At 45.2% G+C, this 19,867-nt stretch carries 26 protein-coding genes; 2 read left to right on the top strand and 24 right to left on the bottom strand.

Features of this window, described 5'->3' with window-relative positions:
* Positions 1 to 86: 86 nt before the first annotated feature.
* On the top strand, positions 87 to 704 hold the full coding sequence (lexA, locus tag ACTRDR_RS04500) for a transcriptional repressor LexA (RefSeq protein WP_440526296.1): 618 nt from the start codon (positions 87 to 89) through the stop codon (positions 702 to 704).
* A 155-nt stretch (positions 705 to 859) separates the two neighbouring features.
* Here the strand turns inward: lexA and ACTRDR_RS04495 are convergent, their stop codons facing one another.
* The 6 genes from ACTRDR_RS04495 to ACTRDR_RS04470 all read right to left on the bottom strand — a co-directional run bounded on the left by ACTRDR_RS04495 (position 860) and on the right by ACTRDR_RS04470 (position 6,417).
* On the bottom strand, positions 860 to 1,486 hold the full coding sequence (locus ACTRDR_RS04495) for a cytidylate kinase family protein (protein WP_176863176.1): 627 nt from the start codon (positions 1,484 to 1,486) through the stop codon (positions 860 to 862).
* 59 nt (positions 1,487 to 1,545) lie between these two features.
* Positions 1,546 to 2,256, bottom strand: a complete 711-nt coding sequence (locus tag ACTRDR_RS04490) for an ATP-binding cassette domain-containing protein (RefSeq protein ID WP_176863178.1) — start codon at positions 2,254 to 2,256, stop codon at positions 1,546 to 1,548.
* 14 nt (positions 2,257 to 2,270) lie between these two features.
* Positions 2,271 to 3,029, bottom strand: a complete 759-nt coding sequence (locus ACTRDR_RS04485) for an ABC transporter ATP-binding protein (protein ID WP_440526295.1) — start codon at positions 3,027 to 3,029, stop codon at positions 2,271 to 2,273.
* A 2-nt stretch (positions 3,030 to 3,031) separates the two neighbouring features.
* Complete coding sequence (locus tag ACTRDR_RS04480) at positions 3,032 to 4,114, bottom strand: branched-chain amino acid ABC transporter permease (RefSeq protein ID WP_440526294.1); 1,083 nt, start codon at positions 4,112 to 4,114, stop codon at positions 3,032 to 3,034.
* A 21-nt stretch (positions 4,115 to 4,135) separates the two neighbouring features.
* Positions 4,136 to 5,020: a branched-chain amino acid ABC transporter permease gene (locus ACTRDR_RS04475; protein WP_440526293.1), complete on the bottom strand. Its 885-nt coding sequence runs from the start codon at positions 5,018 to 5,020 to the stop codon at positions 4,136 to 4,138.
* 179 nt (positions 5,021 to 5,199) lie between these two features.
* Positions 5,200 to 6,417, bottom strand: a complete 1,218-nt coding sequence (locus ACTRDR_RS04470) for an ABC transporter substrate-binding protein (protein WP_440526292.1) — start codon at positions 6,415 to 6,417, stop codon at positions 5,200 to 5,202.
* Between the two features lie 284 nt (positions 6,418 to 6,701).
* On the opposite strand from ACTRDR_RS04470, the gene ACTRDR_RS04465 reads away from it, so the two are divergent.
* The gene (locus ACTRDR_RS04465; RefSeq protein ID WP_117465665.1) at positions 6,702 to 6,911 is read left to right on the top strand and encodes a DUF378 domain-containing protein; all 210 of its coding nucleotides are present in this window, start codon (positions 6,702 to 6,704) and stop codon (positions 6,909 to 6,911) included.
* Here the strand turns inward: ACTRDR_RS04465 and rsfS are convergent.
* From rsfS to ACTRDR_RS04375, 18 genes are all read right to left on the bottom strand, one after another.
* Positions 6,908 to 7,261 (bottom strand): ribosome silencing factor, encoded by a 354-nt coding sequence (gene rsfS, locus ACTRDR_RS04460; protein ID WP_117465664.1) that lies wholly within the window; start codon positions 7,259 to 7,261, stop codon positions 6,908 to 6,910. The genes ACTRDR_RS04465 and rsfS overlap by 4 nt on opposite strands.
* A gap of 18 nt (positions 7,262 to 7,279) precedes the next feature.
* The gene (gene yqeK / locus ACTRDR_RS04455) at positions 7,280 to 7,861 is read right to left on the bottom strand and encodes a bis(5'-nucleosyl)-tetraphosphatase (symmetrical) YqeK (protein WP_440526291.1); all 582 of its coding nucleotides are present in this window, start codon (positions 7,859 to 7,861) and stop codon (positions 7,280 to 7,282) included.
* On the bottom strand, positions 7,854 to 8,468 hold the full coding sequence (gene nadD, locus ACTRDR_RS04450) for a nicotinate-nucleotide adenylyltransferase (RefSeq protein WP_440526290.1): 615 nt from the start codon (positions 8,466 to 8,468) through the stop codon (positions 7,854 to 7,856). Before nadD ends, yqeK begins: the two co-directional genes overlap by 8 nt.
* A 40-nt stretch (positions 8,469 to 8,508) precedes the next feature.
* A complete protein-coding gene (gene yhbY / locus ACTRDR_RS04445; RefSeq protein WP_022153048.1) occupies positions 8,509 to 8,799 on the bottom strand; it encodes a ribosome assembly RNA-binding protein YhbY in 291 nt (96 codons plus the stop codon).
* Positions 8,800 to 8,831: 32 nt separating this feature from the next.
* Positions 8,832 to 10,124 carry a GTPase ObgE gene (obgE, locus tag ACTRDR_RS04440; protein ID WP_022153047.1) on the bottom strand — a complete coding sequence of 431 codons (1,293 nt, stop codon included), beginning with the start codon at positions 10,122 to 10,124 and terminating at the stop codon, positions 8,832 to 8,834.
* 83 nt (positions 10,125 to 10,207) lie between these two features.
* A complete protein-coding gene (gene rpmA, locus ACTRDR_RS04435) occupies positions 10,208 to 10,492 on the bottom strand; it encodes a 50S ribosomal protein L27 (protein WP_022153046.1) in 285 nt (94 codons plus the stop codon).
* A 3-nt stretch (positions 10,493 to 10,495) separates the two neighbouring features.
* Positions 10,496 to 10,840: a ribosomal-processing cysteine protease Prp gene (locus tag ACTRDR_RS04430; RefSeq protein WP_118546922.1), complete on the bottom strand. Its 345-nt coding sequence runs from the start codon at positions 10,838 to 10,840 to the stop codon at positions 10,496 to 10,498.
* Positions 10,841 to 10,845: 5 nt separating this feature from the next.
* A complete protein-coding gene (gene rplU, locus ACTRDR_RS04425) occupies positions 10,846 to 11,151 on the bottom strand; it encodes a 50S ribosomal protein L21 (protein WP_022153044.1) in 306 nt (101 codons plus the stop codon).
* 160 nt (positions 11,152 to 11,311) lie between these two features.
* Positions 11,312 to 11,956, bottom strand: a complete 645-nt coding sequence (locus ACTRDR_RS04420; RefSeq protein WP_176863192.1) for a cytidylate kinase family protein — start codon at positions 11,954 to 11,956, stop codon at positions 11,312 to 11,314.
* Between the two features lie 107 nt (positions 11,957 to 12,063).
* Complete coding sequence (gene sdaAA, locus ACTRDR_RS04415) at positions 12,064 to 12,954, bottom strand: L-serine ammonia-lyase, iron-sulfur-dependent, subunit alpha (RefSeq protein WP_440526289.1); 891 nt, start codon at positions 12,952 to 12,954, stop codon at positions 12,064 to 12,066.
* A gap of 2 nt (positions 12,955 to 12,956) precedes the next feature.
* Positions 12,957 to 13,619: an L-serine ammonia-lyase, iron-sulfur-dependent subunit beta gene (sdaAB, locus tag ACTRDR_RS04410; protein ID WP_176863196.1), complete on the bottom strand. Its 663-nt coding sequence runs from the start codon at positions 13,617 to 13,619 to the stop codon at positions 12,957 to 12,959.
* Between the two features lie 37 nt (positions 13,620 to 13,656).
* Positions 13,657 to 14,574 (bottom strand): RluA family pseudouridine synthase, encoded by a 918-nt coding sequence (locus ACTRDR_RS04405; protein WP_440526288.1) that lies wholly within the window; start codon positions 14,572 to 14,574, stop codon positions 13,657 to 13,659.
* 11 nt (positions 14,575 to 14,585) lie between these two features.
* Positions 14,586 to 15,122, bottom strand: a complete 537-nt coding sequence (gene lspA, locus ACTRDR_RS04400; RefSeq protein WP_440526287.1) for a signal peptidase II — start codon at positions 15,120 to 15,122, stop codon at positions 14,586 to 14,588.
* Positions 15,115 to 16,224 carry a 3-dehydroquinate synthase gene (gene aroB / locus ACTRDR_RS04395; RefSeq protein WP_440526307.1) on the bottom strand — a complete coding sequence of 370 codons (1,110 nt, stop codon included), beginning with the start codon at positions 16,222 to 16,224 and terminating at the stop codon, positions 15,115 to 15,117. Before aroB ends, lspA begins: the two co-directional genes overlap by 8 nt.
* Before the next feature lie 107 nt (positions 16,225 to 16,331).
* The gene (locus tag ACTRDR_RS04390) at positions 16,332 to 16,868 is read right to left on the bottom strand and encodes a cell division protein SepF (RefSeq protein WP_440526286.1); all 537 of its coding nucleotides are present in this window, start codon (positions 16,866 to 16,868) and stop codon (positions 16,332 to 16,334) included.
* Positions 16,869 to 16,909: 41 nt separating this feature from the next.
* Positions 16,910 to 17,638, bottom strand: coding sequence for a YggS family pyridoxal phosphate-dependent enzyme (locus tag ACTRDR_RS04385; protein WP_440526285.1), 729 nt, complete (start codon positions 17,636 to 17,638; stop codon positions 16,910 to 16,912).
* Between the two features lie 27 nt (positions 17,639 to 17,665).
* Entirely contained in the window at positions 17,666 to 19,279 is a 1,614-nt protein-coding gene (locus tag ACTRDR_RS04380) for an HlyD family efflux transporter periplasmic adaptor subunit (protein WP_440526284.1), read from the bottom strand.
* A gap of 96 nt (positions 19,280 to 19,375) precedes the next feature.
* A complete protein-coding gene (locus ACTRDR_RS04375) occupies positions 19,376 to 19,795 on the bottom strand; it encodes a twitching motility protein PilT (protein WP_176863208.1) in 420 nt (139 codons plus the stop codon).
* Positions 19,796 to 19,867 lie beyond the last annotated feature (72 nt).

Raw genomic sequence — 19,867 nt, 5'->3', positions numbered from 1 at the left:
TTGGAATATATGTTTGCTTTTTGTTTTTTGCTATGCTATAATCGTTATATAAAACAACAAGAACCAGCATTTATCGGAGGTCATTTATGGGTTATGGAAAGATCACTGCCAAGCAGCAGGAAATATTAGATTATATCAAGGATGAGATTTTGAAGAGAGGCTATCCCCCTACCGTACGTGAGATCTGTGAGACGGTGAATCTGAAGTCTACCTCTTCCGTACATTCTCATTTAGAGACACTGGAGAAGAACGGCTACATCCGCAGAGACCCGACCAAACCCCGTGCCATTGAGATCTGTGATGACAGTTTCCAGATGGTACGTACCGAGATGGTAAGCCTCCCTGTCATCGGCAATGTTGCTGCCGGACAGCCGATCCTCGCGGAGGAGAATATTCAGGACTACTTCCCAGTTCCCGCCGATGTGGTACCCAAGGGAGACTCTTTCATCCTGAACGTTCGCGGAGAGTCCATGATCAATGCCGGTATTTTTAACGGCGACCGTGTCTTCGTGCATGCCCAGAACACAGCACATAACGGCGAGATTGTTGTTGCTCTGATCGATGATTCCGCTACAGTTAAGACCTTCTATAAGGAAAAGGGACATATCCGTCTCCAGCCGGAGAATGACACCATGGATCCCATCATCGTCGATGACTGCCAGATCCTTGGCACTGTGTTCGGCGTGTTCCGATTCTACAAATAGCTTGAGCACTTTGCTATTATTCTCTATCTGATTTTCTATAATGGTTTTCTATAATGGTATTAAAAAAATTCCTCTGTATCTTTACAGAGGAATTCTTAATTCAAAAAAACTACAGTTCTATGAAATTATATTTACATTATGTAATCTGTCAGATATTACTCCTCTGGGAATCGTACCTTCATATAAGAAATGATCTCATCCACGCATCTTTCGTATCCCAGCTTGGAGCTGTCCAGACACAGATCATAGTTCCTTGCATCTGTCCATTCCCGTCCGGTATGATACTTATAGTACTCCGCACGGTGCTTATCCGTCTTATTGATAAAGCGCTCCAATTCCTTCGGGCTCATGCTATGCTTCTTCGCTGCACCTTCCAGACAATATTCCTTCGGGGCATGAATAAATACGCTGAGGACATTTGGGTAATCCTTCAACACATAATCCGCACAACGACCGATAATGACGCAGGATTCCTCCTTTGCCAGGTCACGGATGATCTTCGCCTGATAGTTAAACAGGTTATCTGTAGATGTAAAATCATCGCTTTCCGGAGGGATCAGTTCTCCATGATATTCTTTCCTGGCAATATGGAACAGACTGGTGTTTTTCACTTTTTCGTCCGCATTCACGAACAGAGCCTCATTGATTCCGCTGTCATCACTGGCAAGCTTCATCAGCTCTTTGTCATAATAATGGACATTCAGCTTCTTTGCCAGCATCTCGCCGATGGTTCTTCCTCCGCTTCCATACTGTCTTGCAATGGTAATAACTACATTATTCATCCCAATCACCATACCTTTCTGTCTCTGCTGCTTCCACCCGCAGCGACTTACATCAAGGGTTATTCACCCAGATATGCTTTCTTAATGGAATCATTATTCAGAAGGTCACTTGCTTTGCCTTCCAGAACGATCTTACCGGTCTCTAATACATACGCTCTGTCAGCGATAGACAGTGCCTTCTTCGCATTCTGCTCAACTAACAGAACCGTAGTACCGCTCTTGCTTACCTCCTGAATAATATCAAAGATCTCATTGACGAAGATCGGAGACAGTCCCATAGACGGCTCATCCATTAATATAATCTTGGGATGAGACATCAGGGCTCTGCCCATTGCCAGCATCTGCTGTTCACCGCCACTTAAAGTTCCTGCCATCTGGTTCTGACGTTCTTTTAAACGGGGGAAACGCTCAAATACTGTCTCTAAGGTCTGAGCGATCTCTTCTTTATCTTTTCTGGTGTAAGCACCCATCATCAGATTCTGTAATACGGAAAGCTGTGCAAATACTCGTCTTCCCTCCGGTACATGCGCCATACCCATGGATACGATCTTGTGTCCCGGAATTTTGACCAGATCCTGACCTTCAAAAGTAATGGAACCTTCCTTCGGCGTCAGCAGTCCGGATACGGTGTGCAAGATTGTCGTCTTACCGGCACCGTTGGCGCCGATCAGTGCAATGACCTCACCCTCATCTACATGGAAGGACACACCCTTTATGGCCTGTATCATGCCGTAATATACTTTGATATCATTTACCTCTAACATTGCCATAGCCATCTATCCTCCTATTCGCCCAGATAAGCCTTGATGACTTCCGGATTGTTCAGCACATCACTGGTCTTACCCTGACACAGCACACGACCGAAATTCAACACCGTAAGTTCCTCACAGATTCCGCTTACCAGTTTCATGTCATGCTCGATCAGAAGGATCGTCATATCAAAATGCTCTCTGACAAAACGAATGGTATCCATCAGTTCCTGCGTCTCGTTGGGATTCATACCTGCAGCAGGCTCATCTAACAGAAGAAGCTTCGGTTTGGTAGCCAGTGCTCTGGCAATCTCTAACTTTCTCTGTTTACCGTAGGGAAGATTATCAGCCAGTGTATCTGCTTCCGCTTCCAGTCCGAATACCTTCAGAAGCTCCATGGCTTCCTCCGTCATCTGCTTTTCTACTTTATAATATTGGGGCAGACGTAAAATTCCCGTAATGGTACTGTATCCCATATGGTTGTGCAGTCCTACTTTTACGTTATCGATTACAGACAGATCCTTGAACAGTCGGATATTCTGGAAAGTTCTTGCAATACCCGCCTGATTGATGTCGATAGTCTTTTTGCCGGTGATATCCTTGCCATCCAGGGTAATAATTCCCTCTGTGGGTTTATATACACCGGTCAGCAGATTAAATACGGTGGTTTTTCCGGCACCATTGGGACCGATCAGTCCATACAGTGCACCTTTTTCAATACTGATATTAAAATCATCTACCGCACGAAGTCCGCCAAAAGAAATGCCTAATTTTTTTGCCTCTAATAATGCCATGATTATTCAGCCTCCTTTTTCACAGACTTCTTACTCTTAAATCTGGCTGCTACTTTCTCTCTCCATTCAATACATTTCGGAGCCCAGTTAAACAGCATCATAACGATCAGTACGATGGAATAGATCAACATACGATAATCGTTCAGTCCACGTAAAAGTTCCGGCAATAACGTCAGAATTACAGAAGCAATAATGGAACCGCGGATGTTACCGATACCGCCCAGTACAACGAACACCAGAATCATAATAGACATATTGTATCCGAAGTTCTTAGGCAGTGCTGTCAGGGTAGACAGATTGTGTGCATACAATACTCCTGCCACGCCTGCGAGAGCTGCGGAGATAGAGAAAGCCATCAGCTTATATTTGGTAATATGAATTCCCACGGATTCCGCTGCAATGGTATTATCACGAATAGCCATGATTGCACGACCGTCTCTGGAATGAATCAGGTTCAATACAATAAACAGCGTCACAAGTAATAACACAATACCAATGGTAAAATTGGAGTCATGAGGAGTACCGGTGATACCCTGCGCTCCTTTAATAATGACCTGACCGTCCTCAGACATATTCAGATCCATGGTGTTGGTAAAGGAAATGTGGAAGCCATTCTCATCCAGTCCCACAAACAGAATATTGACCAGGTTCTTAATGATCTCGCCAAAGGCCAGCGTTACGATGGCAAGATAGTCACCCTTCAGACGAAGTACGGGAATACCGATCAGCAGTCCGAAAATACCCGCAAACGCGGCGCCGATCAACAGTGCACAGAAAAAGCGAAGCCCGGAAGGCATTGCGGTATTTTCCATGACTTTGGAGAAAAAGGCACTGGTAAAGGCACCGATACACATAAATCCGGCATGACCGAGGCTCAGCTCTCCCAGGATGCCTACCGTAAGGTTCAGAGATACCGCCAGAATCGCATAAGTACACAGAGGAACCAATAAGCCCTGTATCAGACTGCTCACTGCACCGGCAGACACCAGGATCTGCATGATCACATAAGCTGCGATCACCATTCCGTAAGTAATAAGGTTATCACGGAAGGTTTTATTCATTTTCTTATTCGATAATTTCTTCATATTATTCACCTGCCTCTTCCCTTATACTTTTTCCTGAATATTTTTGCCAAACAGTCCGGCAGGTTTTACCAAAAGTACAACAATCAATACCGCAAACACAATAGCATCTGCCATCTGGGAAGATATGTAGGCTTTGCCGAAGATTTCAATAATACCGAGCAGAATACCACCGACCAGAGCGCCGGGGATGGATCCGATACCACCGAATACAGCAGCTACGAAAGCTTTGATACCCGGCATGGAACCGGTATAGGGTGTCAGGGAAGGATATGCGGAGCATAACAGCACACCTGCCACTGCTGCCAGACCGGATCCGATTGCAAAGGTAAGCGCAATGGTTCCGTCCACATTGATTCCCATCAGCTGTGCCGCTCCTTTATCCTCGGATACCGCCAGCATGGCCTGACCGGCTTTGGTCTTATTAATAAAGAACATCAGACCGGCCATAATAACCAGACAGGACAGAATCGTCACGATCGTCTCACCGGTAATATTGATCTGTCCGTCTGCCAGCTTCAGTGCCGGAACAGATACTACTGAAGTAAATGCCTTCGCATTGGCGCCAAAGATCAAAAGTGCCACATTCTGCAGCAGATAGCTGACACCAATTGCAGTGATCAGTACCGCCAAAGGAGAAGCTGCCTTTCTCAAAGGCTTGTAGGCTACCTTTTCAATAGCCATTCCAAGCAGAGTACAGGCAACAACAGCTGCCAGAACACCAATCACAGGAGAAAGCCCCATGGTACTGCACATTGTATAAGTAATAAATGCACCGACCATAATAACATCACCATGTGCGAAATTCAGCATTTTAGCAATACCATATACCATGGTATAACCTAATGCGATCAGCGCATAGACACTTCCAAGGCTGATACCGTTGATCAGATAACTGATAAAACTCATGTGAACTACCTCCATTCATGCGAATGCACAAATTATCGTATAAAATAAAGTATAACTAAAATAAAGTATAACAGAACATACCGGGAAAAACAACTGCTCCCCTATTATTGCAAAATCTCTGGCATTAAGTAAAGAGGGCTACCCTGCGGTAACCCTCTTTGGAAACTTTGTCAGCAAAATTACATAGCCTTGTAAGCACCATTCTCGATCACAACAGCCTTAGGAGCCTTGTTAGCCTCACCGTCTGCGGTCCAGGTCATGCCGTTACCGGTCAGACCATCTACAGTGATCTCTGTCATGGCAGCCTTCATACCCTCACAAATATCAGAAACACTCATATCAGGAGTAACACCGCTCTTCTCGATAGCAGCCTTGATCACATAGATAGCATCATAGCTGTCTGCTGCGAACTGGTTGGGAGTCTCACCGTATTTTTCCTTATACTTAGTTACGAAAGACTGGGTCAGATCATCGGTTGCATCAGCTGCGAAAGGAGTTAACAGCATAACGCCTTCGGTCAGAGATACATCAAAGTTGTCTACACCACCGAGAATACCATCCATACCGTCACATGAGAACCACTTGGGAGCATAACCCATAGCAGCTGCCTGGGTCAGGATAAGTGCGGATTCCTGATAATAAATAGGAAGGAATACCATGTCTGCTCCGGCATCCTTTGCCTTCTGTAACTGTACGGAGAAATCAGTCTTGTTATCAGCGGTAAAAGCTTCTGCTGCTACGATTTCAAACGGCTGATTCTCAGCTTCTTTTGCAAACTTCTCGTAAATACCGGAAGAATATACATCGGAGCTGTCATAAATAACGGCAATCTTCTCAGCCAGACCATTCTCACCAATATACTGTGCGGATGCAAGACCCTGGTTAGGATCGGAGAAGCATACGCGGAAGTTGTTATCATACTGAACACATTCTACTGCAGAACCGGAAGGAGTAATCTGGAACATATTGTCCTCTTTGGTCTTGTCAGTAACTGCAATACATGCACCACTGGTGGTAGAACCATCAATGATCTGAGCGCCCCAGTCCTTTAATGCATTATAAGCATTTACGGATTTCTCAGCATCTGCCTCATCATCCTGGAACTTGAATTCTACCTGATAACCGTTGATACCGCCTGCTGCATTGATCTCTTCTACTGCAATCTCTGCACCGTGCTGTACAGCCAGTCCATAAACTGCTGCGCCACCGGTAGTAGGTCCGATACCACCGATCTTAAATACGCTGCCGACTGCTGCACTGTCGGATGCTGCTGCACTCTCAGTTGCTGCGTTTGTACCGGTTGCTGCAGAACCATTGTCTGTATTACCACAGCCAGCCATAGCCATTACCATAGCAGATGCTACGGCAACACTTAAAAACTTGTTAAATTTCTTCATAATATCTTCCTCCTTTTTAACAATGTATACAAATATACAATGTATAATTGTTATTTTTGTATATTACTCGCTTCTATTTCCTTTGTCAATGGATTTTCTTTTCTAATTTGATGTTTTTTGACATTAAAATAGATCAATAAAATCATATTTAAATATAAATATAGTATATTTTTTATTCCGGGGGAAAGACTATTTACGAAACAATCATTTAATAGAAACATCAAAAAAATGTCTGTATGGAACTTACAGCAGTAAAATCCATACAGACAGGATAAGGAGATTTTATGGGTAATAAATATTTGGATGGAACCGCTCTCACCATAGCCATAATAGGTGCCGTGAACTGGGGGCTGATCGGACTTTTCCGCTTTGATCTTGTAGCCTTCCTGTTCGGTGACATGTCCTGGTTTTCCAGAATTGTATATGTGTTGGTGGGAATCAGCGGACTCTATCTCATCAGCTTCTTTCTCCATCTGGGAGATAGCGAAGCTTAAAGTTCCTCTACGGGAATCTGTACGCCATCTCTCCAGATACGTTCCAGATCATAGAGCAGACGGTTTTCCTTGTCAAAGACATGTACGATCACATCGCCAAAGTCTAACAGTACCCAGTTGGCTGTCTCATAGCCTTCGGTCTGTCTGGCAGGGAAACCGGCTCTTCCCAGTTTCTCTTCCACATTATCACACAATGCCTGAATCTGACTGGAATTATTACCGCCGGCAATAATAAAATAATCTGCGATCACAGATACTTTACTGATGTCTATTACTTTAATATCTTCTGCTTTTTTATCATCCAATGCTTCTACGGCAAGCTTTGCCATTTTTCTGGATTCTTCGCTCATGCTTACTCCTCACACTTTCTATTTTATTGATTCATTCTTCTTATAATAGTTATAGGTTTCTTCTGTCATAGGATCCATCTCACCGTCTCCCGATTTCAGGTATTCCAGAGTATCCTCTAAAATCTTCGTCACGGCAGCATCCAGATCCGTAAATGCCAGGTGGCGGATCTGGGTAAGGTTCGGTGCCTGTTTTCTCCCCGGTTCAATATAATCTGCGGTAAAAATGATCTTCTCCAGAAGCGTCATGCCCGGACGCCCTGTGGTATGATATAAAATTGCACTTAAGATCTCAGGATCTTCGATTTTATATTCCTTTTTCGCCAGATAACTTCCCACCTCGGCATGTAAAAGATAGGGATTGCGCTTTTCCACATCCGTCGCGGGAAGATGATACTTTTCACAGGCAGACAACAGTTTATCATTTTCCATGCATTTGGCACAATCATGAAGCAGTCCCGCGATCTGTGCACGCTCCACATCTTCACCATATCGCATGGCAAGGGCCGCCGCCGTGTATTCTACCCCCAATGTATGAGTAAAGCGCTTGGGATCCTGTACTTTTTGCATTTCTTTAGTCAGTTTTTTTAGGATATCACTCATCCAGGTAAAGCCCCTTTTCTTCCATATATTCCCTCACTGCTTCCGGTACAAGATAACGCACGGAAAGGCCTTGGGATCTTCTCGCTCGGATTTCAGAAGAAGAAAGCTCAATTCTTCGAAAAGAGAGTAACTGTATCTTCGCAGAAAAATGTTCCTCCAACTGCCTGATCTTCTCCTGCATTCCTTTCATATCCGCATCTCCCCGTACCGCAGCGATGATCTCACATGCAGCAAACAGGCGCTCTGCGCATTTCCAATGTTCCATGGTAAACAGACAGTCAGCTCCGCAGATGAAATAAAAAAGATGGTCCGGATATTCTCTGTGCAGCTGCTCCATAGTCTCATAGCTGTAAGAGTCTCCGGGACGTTTTATCTCAATGTCCAGGCAGCGGAATCTGTCGTTATCTGCGATAGCAAGTTGCACCATGTCATAACGTTCTGTCCCGGGCAGAACCGTAATGCCCTCTTTTGTCTTCAGATAAGAACAGCCCGTCGGTATCATCCAGATCTGGTCTAAGTGTGCCGACTCCAATGCCTGTTCTGCCAGCATCAGATGTCCTATGTGGATTGGGTTAAAGGTGCCACCCATAATGCCTATTCTGCTCATACTTCATCCCTCTGTACGGATTCCGATTGCAATATAACGATTAACGGGGCAGTTCGATCTTCGGCTTGTCCTTGTCCGGCTTATACAGTACGATTTTTTTGCCGATGACCTGTACCACCTGGGAATGGGTACGTTCTGCCACCATCTCAGCGATCGCTCTGGGATCGTCGAAACAATTCTTCAGCACGCCGATCTTGATCAGTTCGTTATTGTTGAAAGACTCACCGATGGCTGCGGTAAGTTCCGGAGTCAGGCTGGATTTTCCCACCTGGAAAATCGGATTCAGATTGCTTGCCAGACTCATCAAATAGGCTCTCTGTTTGCTCGTCATAATTTATTTCCTTTCTCAAACGTTTCCATTTTTTACTTATAGTAATCAAAGGACAGACCATACATACGGACCGTATCACCCTCCTGGATACCTAAGCTTTCCAATTCTTCCAGTATTCCGGCATCCTTCAGAAAATTCTGGAAGAAGGTAAATCCCTTCTCGCTGTCCAGATTCGTATAACCTAACATCTTCTCGATCTTAGGTCCTTCTACTACATACTCGTCCTCTTCCTCATCATAGGTTACGGTATAAGCATCGTCCACAGACCCTGTCATGCTATCCGGGAAGTACTCCTGTGCGAAGACCGTAGTCTCTTCTCCAATTCCCTGAAGCATTTCATTTACTTCATATAAAAGCTCCTTTACACCCTGACCGGTTACTGCAGACATAGGGAATACCTTTATCCCCTTCGGCTCAAACTCTGCACGGATCGCCTCCACGGGGTCGGATCCGTCCTCGGTATAAATAGCATCGATCTTATTCGCTGCAATGACCTGGGGGCGTGCAGCAATCTCCGGATTATAGGCTTCCAGTTCCTTATTGATAGCATAGATATCCTGAATGGGATCTCTGCCTTCCGTGCCTGCCGCATCCACAATATGGATGATCACCTTGGTACGCTCAATATGGCGCAGGAACTCATGTCCCAGTCCCACACCTTCGGAAGCACCTTCGATCAGTCCGGGGATATCCGCAATAACGAAACCACCGGTTCCTTCCAGATCCACCACACCCAGATTCGGATTCAGAGTAGTGAAATGATAGTTGGCAATCTTGGGTCTGGCATTGGTTACTCTTGACAGAAAAGTGGACTTACCCACATTGGGGAATCCCACCAGTCCTACATCGGCGATGACCTTCAGCTCCAACAAAAGCTCCAGTTCCTGCGCTGCCTGCCCCGGCTGTGCATACTTCGGAGCCTGCATGGTGCTGGTGGCATAGTGTTGGTTACCGTTGCCGCCCTTACCACCTTTTAGAAGAACAACCCGTTTGTTGTCCCCCGACATATCCGTAATTACCTGCCCGCTCTGTGCTTCTTTGATCACGGTTCCCGCGGGGACTTTGATAATAATATCTTCTCCGTCCTTACCACGGCAATTCTTTTTGCCGCCTTCTTCCCCGTCTCCGGCCTTGTACTTACGGATGTGCCGGAAATCGATCAGGGTATTCAGTCCCTCATCCACAACAAAGATCACGTCTCCGCCGTGACCACCGTCTCCACCGTCAGGGCCGCCACTGGGAACATATTTTTCGCGGCGAAAGGACACATGACCATCTCCGCCTTTACCGCTTCTTACGTAAATTTTAGCTCTGTCAGCAAACATATTGTTCTCCTTTCCGACAAAATCCTTTACGGACTAAAAGGGCTTCAAACAATCAGTATGTTTGAAGCCCTGGTTAAATCAACTTATTTCTCTACAGGATATACGGAAGCCTGCTTCTTGTCTCTGCCCTTTCTCTCGAAACGGAGAACGCCGTCAACTAAAGCAAACAGAGTATCATCTCCACCGATACCAACATTGACACCGGGATGGATCTTTGTACCGCGCTGTCTGTAAAGAATATTTCCAGCTTTTACAAACTGGCCATCAGCTCTCTTCGCACCTAATCTCTTGGATTCGGAGTCTCTACCGTTCTTGGTAGAACCAACTCCCTTTTTATGTGCAAAAAATTGAAGGTTAAAGTTAAACATGGTCTACACCTCCTCGATTTTTACTTGCAAATACTGTTCCCCATACTGTCTGCTGAGATTCTGTAGTGAGAACACCATGGAATCCATCAGAAATACGGATTTGTCCTGCAGAACATCCTGAAAATCACATTTGATAAAGCCCGTCTCCTCGTTCTGGGTCAGCTTGAGTTCTTCACCTGCCAGTTGCGAAAGTGATCCGATGGTACTTTGTACCAGTACGGAAATCGCTGCACAGAGGATATCCGGTTCCGTACCGAATAATCTTTTCTTGGCATATCCTGCATGCCCCATGCAGTAGAATCCACGATAGATTCCCTCATGGTCCTTACGAATGATAATAGTCGTCATAACGATTACGCGTTAATCTTTTCGATCTTAACCTGAGTGTATGCTTGTCTATGACCATTCTTCTTGTGGTAACCGGTTTTTCTCTTGTACTTGTATACAATAACCTTCTTACCTCTACCCTGCTCCATAACGGTTGCGGTAACAGTTGCGTTAGCAACGTCAGCACCAACCTTGAGGGTATTGTCACTTACTGCGATCACCTGGTCAAAAGTAACAGTATTACCGGCTTCTGCATCGATCTTCTCAACTTTGATTACATCACCCTCAGAAACTTTGTACTGCTTTCCACCTGTTGCAATAATTGCGTACATAATAAGGCACCTCCTATTATTTACTCGCTAACTTTGGTGGTGAAAGATCCTAAAATCCAACACACTTATACCTAGTTATGCGGCATACCGTAGTATAATAGCATGAGGTGCCCTGATTCGTCAAGATATATTTTTTATTTTTTTGAAAAAATTGCAGAAATTACTTTTCTAAAATATCTGCATTATTTTTCTTCTCGAAGTCTTCCACGTACTGAATGATCAGCTTTACGGTTCCTTCAATACCGAGGATGCTGCTGTTGATACACAGATCATAGCTGTCGGCTCTGCCCCACTTCTTGGAAGAATAGTAATTGTAATAGCTCTGACGCTGTTTATCCTTCTTCGTGATCATTTCCTTCGCCTTGGCTTCCGTCAGATCATATTTGGTCATAATACGTTTTGTCTTTACATCATCATCACCGAAGATAAACAGATTAATGCAATTGTTGTAATCGGAAAGTGCATAATCCGCACAGCGTCCGACGATCACGCAGGGGCCTTCATCGGCAATCTTCTTGATCGTATCGAACTGTGCCAGGAACACCTTGTGGCTGATGGGCATATCTACAAAAGAGGATGCATTGTAGCCAAAGGAATACGTATCCATTACCAGATTATACAGGAAGGAATTCGTCGGTCTCTCATCATGATTCTGGATCATTTCCTCACAGAAACCACTTTCCTGTGCAGCTCTTGTAAGAAGTTCCTTGTCATAGCATTTGATTCCGAAATACTCTGCAACCTTTTCCCCGATCTCACGACCCGCAGAACCAAACTGACGTCCAATTGTAATAATAGTATTCATACACACACCCACTTTCTGCTGAACTTGATAACTAGCAATTTTTGTAGTTTTATTATACGTGATATTTAACAAAAAATCAACTAATTATCAGATTTTTTAGTCGTAATTCAACAATTATTGTGTGATGAATGCATTTTTTCTGCTATTTTCATGCCTTCTTCCGTACGCGCCAATCCACCAAGTGCTGTTTCCCGCAGGGATGCATCCATTTTATCTCCCACTTCTTTCATGGCATCCATGACCTGATCCGGAGGGATACGGCTTGTAATTCCCGCCATAGCCATATCTGCAACAGACATAGCATTCACCGTGCCGATCACATTGCGCTTTACACAGGGGACCTCCACCAGTCCTGCCACCGGATCACACACCAGTCCCAGCAGATTTTTCATGGCCATAGCCGCTGCAGTCGCGATCTGTGTGCAGTCACCGCCCTGGAGATATACCAGTGCTCCGGCTGCCATGGAACTGGCCGCTCCGATCTCCGCCTGGCATCCGCCCGCCGCTCCGCTGATGGAAGAACGGGCGGCTATGATCTGCCCGATTCCCGCCGCCACATACATGGCTTTCAGGATTTTATCGGTATCCTTACACCGCTTCTGAAAATAAGGTACCAGCACCGCAGGCAATACTCCGCAGGCTCCCGCCGTAGGTGCCGCTACAATACGTTTCATGCAGGCATTGGATTCTCCCATCTGCAAAGCTCCCGCAATGCAGGTGTCCACATATTCCCCACACAGTGACGGGATCCCGGCGCTGTGGATATATTCCTCCATTCGTCTGCCGTCGCCGCCCACAAGCCCGCTGGAAGAGTTTAGATCCCCTTCGTAAGTGGCTGCCGCAAGTAACATGGCATCCCAGGTGGCACGCATGTGTTCCATGCTGTCCTCTTCGGATACATTCCGCTCCGCCATATCGTCCTCTAAGATCACCTGCCAGAATTCTTTTTCTTCTGTATGACATTTCTGCAATACCTGCTCAAACGACTGATAAGACATGCTTAATCCTCCACATTGATATATGTCACCTTAATGATGCCGTCAAGCTGCTCCAGCCATTCCACGGAATCCTGCGGCACTTCCTGATCCGTCTCTATGACCATAACTGCATAACCGCCTCTTTTATCCCGGTACAGCTGCAAGGTTGCGATATTGACATTTCTCTCCGCCAGCATGCTTGTCACCTGTGCCACATGTCCGGGCTGATCCACGTTGTGTACGATCAAGGTGGGCTTTTCCGCGGTGAAATTCACTTCGATGCCGTCTAATTTTGCGATCAGGATCCGACCGCCGCCGATGGAAGCTGCCTGAACCTCTATTTTCCGTCCGTGTTCTCCGGTCAGCCGCAGAACCGCAGTATTCGGATGTGCATCTTTTAGGGTAACCGTGGAAAAAGTAAACTCCATTCCGGCCTTTTTTGCCAGGGCAAAGCTGTCGGGGATCCGGATATCGTCCGGATGCATCCCCAAAAGTCCGGCGATCAATGCTTTGTCCGTACCGTGTCCGATTCCCGTGGTAGCAAAGGAACCATGCAGAAGGATCTCCGCCTTCATCACATGGTCCTGAAGTAATTTTTCTGAAATATATCCGATCCGGACAGCTCCCGCAGTATGGGAACTGCTGGGGCCGACCATGACGGGACCTAAAATATCAAACAGATTCATAAGCGCCTCATTTCTGCACAAAAATAATCTATAAGACCTATTTTTGTGTCAACACAGCCAGAAGGTGTTCAAAATATTCCGGCAGTGGTGCGTCAATTTCCAGATACTCTCCGGTAGTAGGATGGATAAATCCCAGAGTCTTGGCGTGAAGTGTCTGCCCTTGCAATTTAAAAGGACTTTTCCGATTGGAATACACCTCATCTCCGAGAAGCGCATGTCCGATACTTGCCATATGCACACGGATCTGATGCGTTCTCCCTGTCTCTAATACGCACTCTATATAAGTATATCCCTGAAAACGCTGCAATACACGATAATGCGTCACCGCCCGTTTTCCGTTCTGATGATTGATCGCCATCTTCTTCCGGTCATTCGGATGTCTGCCGATGGGCTGATCGATGGTGCCTTCCTCCTGCTTCAGTTCTCCGAAGCAGATGGCCCGGTATCGTCTGTTGATGGAATGCTCTTTTAGCTGCTCCGCAATACATCTGTGTGCCTTATCATTTTTACAGGCAATGACAGAACCGGTAGTATCTCTGTCGATCCGGTGGACAATCCCGGGGCGCAGCACACCGTTGATCCCGGATAAATCTTTACCGCAATGATACATCAGTGCATTGACCAATGTCCCTGTATAATGTCCTGCCGCCGGATGCACTACCATTCCCTTAGGCTTATTCACCACGATCAGATCCGCATCCTCATACAAAATATCAAGTGGAATGTTCTCCGGCTCAATATCCGGCTCTACTGACTCCGGAACGGAAAATACCACCTCATCATCGCATTTGACACGATAGCTTCCCTTCACGGGCTTACCGTTTACCAGGACATTGCCTTCCTTGATCAGTTTCTGTATAAACGAACGGGACAGATTCTCCACCAGCAGACTCATACACTTGTCGATCCGTTCGTCTTCCGTTTCTTCCGTAATCTGAAATCGGAGTTCTTCCATTGTTCTCTCTCCTATTTCATCTCCCGATAACGGTTCTGCTTAAAATTAAGGAACTCCAGATCCTTTTCCTTATAAACAAACAAAAACAGAATAAACAGACCGATCGTAGCGACTACCACATAGATATCCGCCACATTGAAAATCGGATAATTGATCAATACAAAAGAAATAAAATCCACCACATAATCCAGGCGGAATCTGTCGATCATATTACCGATTCCCCCGGCAATGATCACCGCCAGCAGGACATGAACGATCCGGAATTTCTTCTGTTCGGGAAGCTTGAGCAGGAAAAATAAAAGCACTGCCAGGAATACGATCCCAACGAACAGAATAAATACTTTCTGATTCTGCAGCATTCCGAAAGCAGAGCCTCTGTTCTCCAGATACTGCAGTTCCAGTACGCCGTCAATGAGTACATACGGTGCCTGACCCTTCAGATGTACAACAGCCAGATGTTTCGTGAATTGATCAAACACTAAAAGTACCGCAGCGATCAGCATATCTATAAGCAACATAATCATACGACTCTTTTTTTCTTTATTCATGGGCATCCTCTTCACTAAAATTGATTTCTTCGATAGCAGCCAGAATTTCTTCATCTGTAACGGTTCTGTCAATGACTGCCTTACCGATCTTTTTAAGCAGAATAAATTTAATCGTACCGGCTTCCATCTTTTTATCGGATCTGGTAAGCTTCAGAATCTCCTGCGGATCAATATCGTCCACGGAGATCGGAAGATAAAACGGTACGAACATATCGCGGATCTCATAAAATTCTTCCATGCTGAGCATTTCCTTTTTCCAGGAAATATATGCCGCTGCCACCGTACCAAGGGCAACACATTCGCCGTGATACAACTCAAAATTCTTGTATTTTTCAATGGCATGTCCGATGGTATGTCCCAGATTAAGGAGTGCCCGGTCTCCCTGCTCGGTAGGATCCTTCTCTACAACCATTTTTTTGATGGAACAGGTACGCATGACCATCTCTTCCAAAGTGGCAGGATCTCTTTCGCAGATCTCATACATATTCTCGATCAGCCACTCGTAAAATAAAGCATCCTTGATCAAAGCAGACTTCATGACTTCCGCAAAACCGGAATAGAACTGTCTCTCTTCCAGTGTCTTAAGTACCGACAGGTTCATATATACCAGTCTGGGCATCTTGAAAGCACCGACCATATTCTTATAGCTGTCAAAATCCACGCCGGTCTTGCCGCCGATGGAACTGTCAACCTGCGCTAACAATGTGGTGGGAATCTGTACGAAATCAATGCCTCTTAAATACGTTGCCGCAACGAAACCGGTCAGATCGCCGGTCACACCGCCACCGAGCGCCAACAGCATATCCTTTCTGTCAAAGCCCTCTTCGATCAGAAAACGATATACATCCTTTACCGTCTCCAGATTCTTATTTTCCTCTCCGGCAGGAAATGCATATTTTACGATCTTACGGCATTTTCCTTCCAAAAGTTCTGAAACCTGTGCTCCGTACAATTCATCCACGGTAGAATCTGTGACGATGCATAATTTCTTCTCAGCAGCGCCCAGTTCCTCCAGTTCTTCCCATAAGCCGTCAAAAGACTTCTGAAATACAATATCATAACAAGGCTTTTTGTTATAAAGCACCGGTAATCTCTGTGCCATGTTTTCACCCTCCGGTCTGATTCCAAACCGTTCTTTCTGTGTTTTCATTCTTTTCTTTTAAAAAACTTCCTACAGCCCGCTGCAGGAAGTTATCCGTTTATGACATTTTATGACATTCCGTTGTTAATAGGCATTTCAAAGGATCCGGCACCGCCGAAAATATCCTGGAAATCACCGGAGATATCTACGCTTGCCGGTGTGATGATAAATATATAATGCGATATTTTCTGTAAATTACCGGAGATTGCAAAACAGGAGCCGGAAGTGAAATCAATGATCCTCTGTGCGATATCCACATCCAGGCCTTCCAGATTCAGTACCACTGTCCGGTTTGCCAGAAGTGTCTCGGTAATCTCCCGTGCATCCTCTACGGAAGTAGGTTTGATCACACAGACTTCCATGCCGGTTCCGGGCATTTTCTTGGTAACGGTACGATGGATCGGAGTAACCTTGGGCTGTGAAGTACGCTTCCCTTTATCATCCAGATCTTCCTCATCCTGTGCCTGCTGTCTGTTCTTGGCAGTGCCAAACTTTTTCACAGGCTCTACTTCTTCCTCATCATCCAGATAATCATCATCATAGAAACCTTCATCTTCTTCATCGTTCAGTTTCATATAATTCAGGAACTTATCCATTACACCCATGCTTACGAGTCTCCTTTATTAAAATCTTCTTAAAATATTCTTTATATCGTCTTACTGTAATCTCGCTCTCCGAATATACCGGTTCCTACTCTGACGATCGCAGCACCTTCCTGTACTGCCACTGTATAATCTCCCGTCATCCCCATGGAAAGTATGCTCATAGACACATTATCGATGTTTTTATTTCCGATGTCAACAGCTAATTGCCTAAGTTTCCGAAAATATGTCCTGTTTTCCTCCGGGTCTTCCACAAAAGGTGCGATGGTCATAAGTCCCTTAATATGTACACCGGGTAACAACGAAATATCGCGAACCAGTTTTTCTGTCTCTTCTGTTGTGGTACCAAACTTGCTCTCTTCCTGTGCCACATTAACTTCGATCAGAATATTGACTTCCACCTGCTTCTTCACAGCCTCCCTGCTGATCTCCTCTGCCAGTCTGAGACTGTCCACACTGTGGATCAGGTAGACCTTATCCACAATATATTTTACTTTATTGCGCTGTAAGTGTCCGATCAGGTGCCATCTGATATCCGAAGGCAGCTGTGGTATCTTATCCACCAGTTCCTGTACTTTATTCTCTCCGAAGTCCCTGGCACCCGCATGGTAGACATCCATAAGCATGTCCACCGGCTTTGTCTTGCTTACCGCAAGCAGGGTCACTTCCCGCTCCGATCTGCCAGTCTTCTCACAGGCTTTTCTGATATTTTCTTTTACCGTATTATAATTTTGTGTCAGTTCTATACTTTGTACGGTCTGTTCTGCTCCCATTTCTGTCCACCGTCCTTTCTGTCACCTTTAAGCTTCCGGGGTATTCTCCGGTTCAACACTGTTTTCCGGTTCCGGGCTGTTCTCCGTCGTTTCCCCGGAAGTCTCTGCCGTCGATTCCGTCTGTGTCTCCTCTGTACCTTCCGGAACAGTTTCCTCCGATGTATCCGTTGGCTCTGTCGCTACCATATTGTCCGTGGATTCAGCTGTTTTGCTGCTGTCTGTCTTCCGGATGTTGGTAATGATCTGGTCATCCGATACTGCTGTTCCGTCCAGCACAATATAATCATATACGTTCAGTCCATAGGTCGTATTCGCCTTTACAATAGAGTATTCATCATTCTGATACAGGATGTTTATCTGCTTGAAATCCGCATATCCTTTATTTACATTATATACACCGATCAGAGTGGCACGTTTGCTTACCGTATAGGTATCCTGGCTGTTCGTCTTATACAGGACATCTCCCGTCTTAAGTACGGAAGTATCCATATAATACACACCTTCCGTCTCGTCATAGCTGTATGCATCCGTCTCCACGAATTCACTGGATATATTACCGTTTTCCAGATAGCACTGTCTGATGACGCCCTGGGTTCCCGCATTTTCATCGGTCGTAACGAAGTCTTCGTCAATCAGGAAAAATTCCTTCTCCACGATAGAGGAATTCGGGATCTTTAGTCCCGTCTCATCGTTTAAGATCAGTTCAATATCCAGAAACCGATCGGATACAAACGTTACCATAGAATTGGTAAAGGTAAGAGATAGAAAAGTGTTCCCATCACTTCCGGTGAACAGCTTCGCCTGCCCCCAGGATTCATACTGGTTCTTCAGAAAACGGACCTTTACATAATCTTCCTGCTGAATCTGGGCACCACGCTGTGCATCTATGGGGATCACAACAGACCAGTTTTCATCCGTGGACAGCTTATATACCGGGTCTCCTACCGCCATCAGTTCGTTACCCAGCATCTGCTTTTTCTCATAATCTTTATTGTCGAATACTGCTTCTGTCACCGCATCCACGGTCAGATCTTCGTATCCGTCGGTCCAGTATGCCACGATTCCCGTCTCCGGGGCATAGCAGAAGTTCACGATATTGGCGGCTGAACCACCGTTTTCGTTTTCAATGCTCTGCAGCATATTGACATTCGCCAGCTTCAATACTGTATTTTTTAACGAATATTTGAAATCATAGGTATTCTCGTAGTTCCTGTCATCATACCCATGCATAAAATTCACGATCTCATTTCGAAATTCCGAAAGTTCCTGATTGCTCAGAGTATTCTCTCCCAGACTGGCATCTTCCAGTTCCTGACTTAATCTTCCGGTCTCGTCTACGATATATACCGTATCTCCTTTGGCGACACGTTCGCCCTCTCTTGCATAAAAATTTACATATCCCGCCGTATCGGTGTTCACGACACTCTCACTGCGGATAGCGATCCCACGGTAAATATTGTTCGTAGCCAGGGATCCTTCCGTTACTTCATAACGGACAATATGATCCGTCTGGTAATACATGATCACACAGATGATCACATAAATAAAAATAGCACCGAAGATCAGCATACCGATATTGAGGTTCAAAGGTTTTCTGTACTGTTTTACTTTATTATTTTTAGATTTTCGCTGCTGTGCCATAAGAAAAACCTCCTTTCCTCTTTTTATCCTCTTACATTTGAGAAGCCCCGGTTGACATCCGAGGCTTCTCATACGTGAAAATTATAATACGTTTTCTTACAAAGATACGATGATCTTATCCTTAACAGCCTCCGGTAATTCGGATTCATCCATTGATACGCTGAGGATAAAATCTACCTGGAAGAAATCGCTCATTTTGTCCAGCTTCTCAATCACTGCGGAAATATCTTTGCCTTCCAGTGCTGCGATCTTCAAAAAGCTGTCAAAATACATCTGTTCCAGATCATGATCCTGAGAAATGATACCGCATACGAACCCCAAAAATTCGCTTTCATTCTCGATCATATAGCGGGAAACGTCGATCAGACGCACCTTGTTGTTCAGTTCATACATATGTTTCGTACTTTTGTCCAGATATACGATACTGCCCGAAATATCCTTTACCTCGCTGTTCACTTTGTCCAACAGCTGTTTTGTCTTGCCCTTACCCTTTTTGCCTACAATCAACTGAACCATTGGTGTAACCCTCCTGTCGTAAAATTTATAGGAACTTCACGCAACCTATTTACTTTATTATAGTTTATATAC

The organism is Simiaoa sp. (assembly GCF_051972595.1).
Classification (GTDB): Bacteria; Bacillota; Clostridia; order Lachnospirales; family Lachnospiraceae; genus Acetatifactor; species Acetatifactor hominis.
Note: the sequence above shows the minus strand (reverse complement) of the source record. Positions and strands in the feature narration are given on the sequence as shown.

Excerpts from the sequence above, each read along its gene's own strand:
- lexA (WP_440526296.1), top strand. The coding sequence starts at position 87 with ATGGGTTATGGAAAGATCACTGCCAAGCAGCAGGAAATATTAGATTAT.
- ACTRDR_RS04495 (WP_176863176.1), bottom strand. The coding sequence starts at position 1,486 with ATGAATAATGTAGTTATTACCATTGCAAGACAGTATGGAAGCGGAGGA.
- ACTRDR_RS04490 (WP_176863178.1), bottom strand. The coding sequence starts at position 2,256 with ATGGCAATGTTAGAGGTAAATGATATCAAAGTATATTACGGCATGATA.
- ACTRDR_RS04485 (WP_440526295.1), bottom strand. The coding sequence starts at position 3,029 with ATGGCATTATTAGAGGCAAAAAAATTAGGCATTTCTTTTGGCGGACTT.
- ACTRDR_RS04480 (WP_440526294.1), bottom strand. The coding sequence starts at position 4,114 with ATGAAGAAATTATCGAATAAGAAAATGAATAAAACCTTCCGTGATAAC.
- ACTRDR_RS04475 (WP_440526293.1), bottom strand. The coding sequence starts at position 5,020 with ATGAGTTTTATCAGTTATCTGATCAACGGTATCAGCCTTGGAAGTGTC.
- ACTRDR_RS04470 (WP_440526292.1), bottom strand. The coding sequence starts at position 6,417 with ATGAAGAAATTTAACAAGTTTTTAAGTGTTGCCGTAGCATCTGCTATG.
- ACTRDR_RS04465 (WP_117465665.1), top strand. The coding sequence starts at position 6,702 with ATGGGTAATAAATATTTGGATGGAACCGCTCTCACCATAGCCATAATA.
- rsfS (WP_117465664.1), bottom strand. The coding sequence starts at position 7,261 with ATGAGCGAAGAATCCAGAAAAATGGCAAAGCTTGCCGTAGAAGCATTG.
- yqeK (WP_440526291.1), bottom strand. The coding sequence starts at position 7,861 with ATGAGTGATATCCTAAAAAAACTGACTAAAGAAATGCAAAAAGTACAG.
- nadD (WP_440526290.1), bottom strand. The coding sequence starts at position 8,468 with ATGAGCAGAATAGGCATTATGGGTGGCACCTTTAACCCAATCCACATA.
- yhbY (WP_022153048.1), bottom strand. The coding sequence starts at position 8,799 with ATGACGAGCAAACAGAGAGCCTATTTGATGAGTCTGGCAAGCAATCTG.
- obgE (WP_022153047.1), bottom strand. The coding sequence starts at position 10,124 with ATGTTTGCTGACAGAGCTAAAATTTACGTAAGAAGCGGTAAAGGCGGA.
- rpmA (WP_022153046.1), bottom strand. The coding sequence starts at position 10,492 with ATGTTTAACTTTAACCTTCAATTTTTTGCACATAAAAAGGGAGTTGGT.
- ACTRDR_RS04430 (WP_118546922.1), bottom strand. The coding sequence starts at position 10,840 with ATGACGACTATTATCATTCGTAAGGACCATGAGGGAATCTATCGTGGA.
- rplU (WP_022153044.1), bottom strand. The coding sequence starts at position 11,151 with ATGTACGCAATTATTGCAACAGGTGGAAAGCAGTACAAAGTTTCTGAG.
- ACTRDR_RS04420 (WP_176863192.1), bottom strand. The coding sequence starts at position 11,956 with ATGAATACTATTATTACAATTGGACGTCAGTTTGGTTCTGCGGGTCGT.
- sdaAA (WP_440526289.1), bottom strand. The coding sequence starts at position 12,954 with ATGTCTTATCAGTCGTTTGAGCAGGTATTGCAGAAATGTCATACAGAA.
- sdaAB (WP_176863196.1), bottom strand. The coding sequence starts at position 13,619 with ATGAATCTGTTTGATATTTTAGGTCCCGTCATGGTCGGCCCCAGCAGT.
- ACTRDR_RS04405 (WP_440526288.1), bottom strand. The coding sequence starts at position 14,574 with ATGGAAGAACTCCGATTTCAGATTACGGAAGAAACGGAAGACGAACGG.
- lspA (WP_440526287.1), bottom strand. The coding sequence starts at position 15,122 with ATGAATAAAGAAAAAAAGAGTCGTATGATTATGTTGCTTATAGATATG.
- aroB (WP_440526307.1), bottom strand. The coding sequence starts at position 16,224 with ATGGCACAGAGATTACCGGTGCTTTATAACAAAAAGCCTTGTTATGAT.
- ACTRDR_RS04390 (WP_440526286.1), bottom strand. The coding sequence starts at position 16,868 with ATGGGTGTAATGGATAAGTTCCTGAATTATATGAAACTGAACGATGAA.
- ACTRDR_RS04385 (WP_440526285.1), bottom strand. The coding sequence starts at position 17,638 with ATGGGAGCAGAACAGACCGTACAAAGTATAGAACTGACACAAAATTAT.
- ACTRDR_RS04380 (WP_440526284.1), bottom strand. The coding sequence starts at position 19,279 with ATGGCACAGCAGCGAAAATCTAAAAATAATAAAGTAAAACAGTACAGA.
- ACTRDR_RS04375 (WP_176863208.1), bottom strand. The coding sequence starts at position 19,795 with ATGGTTCAGTTGATTGTAGGCAAAAAGGGTAAGGGCAAGACAAAACAG.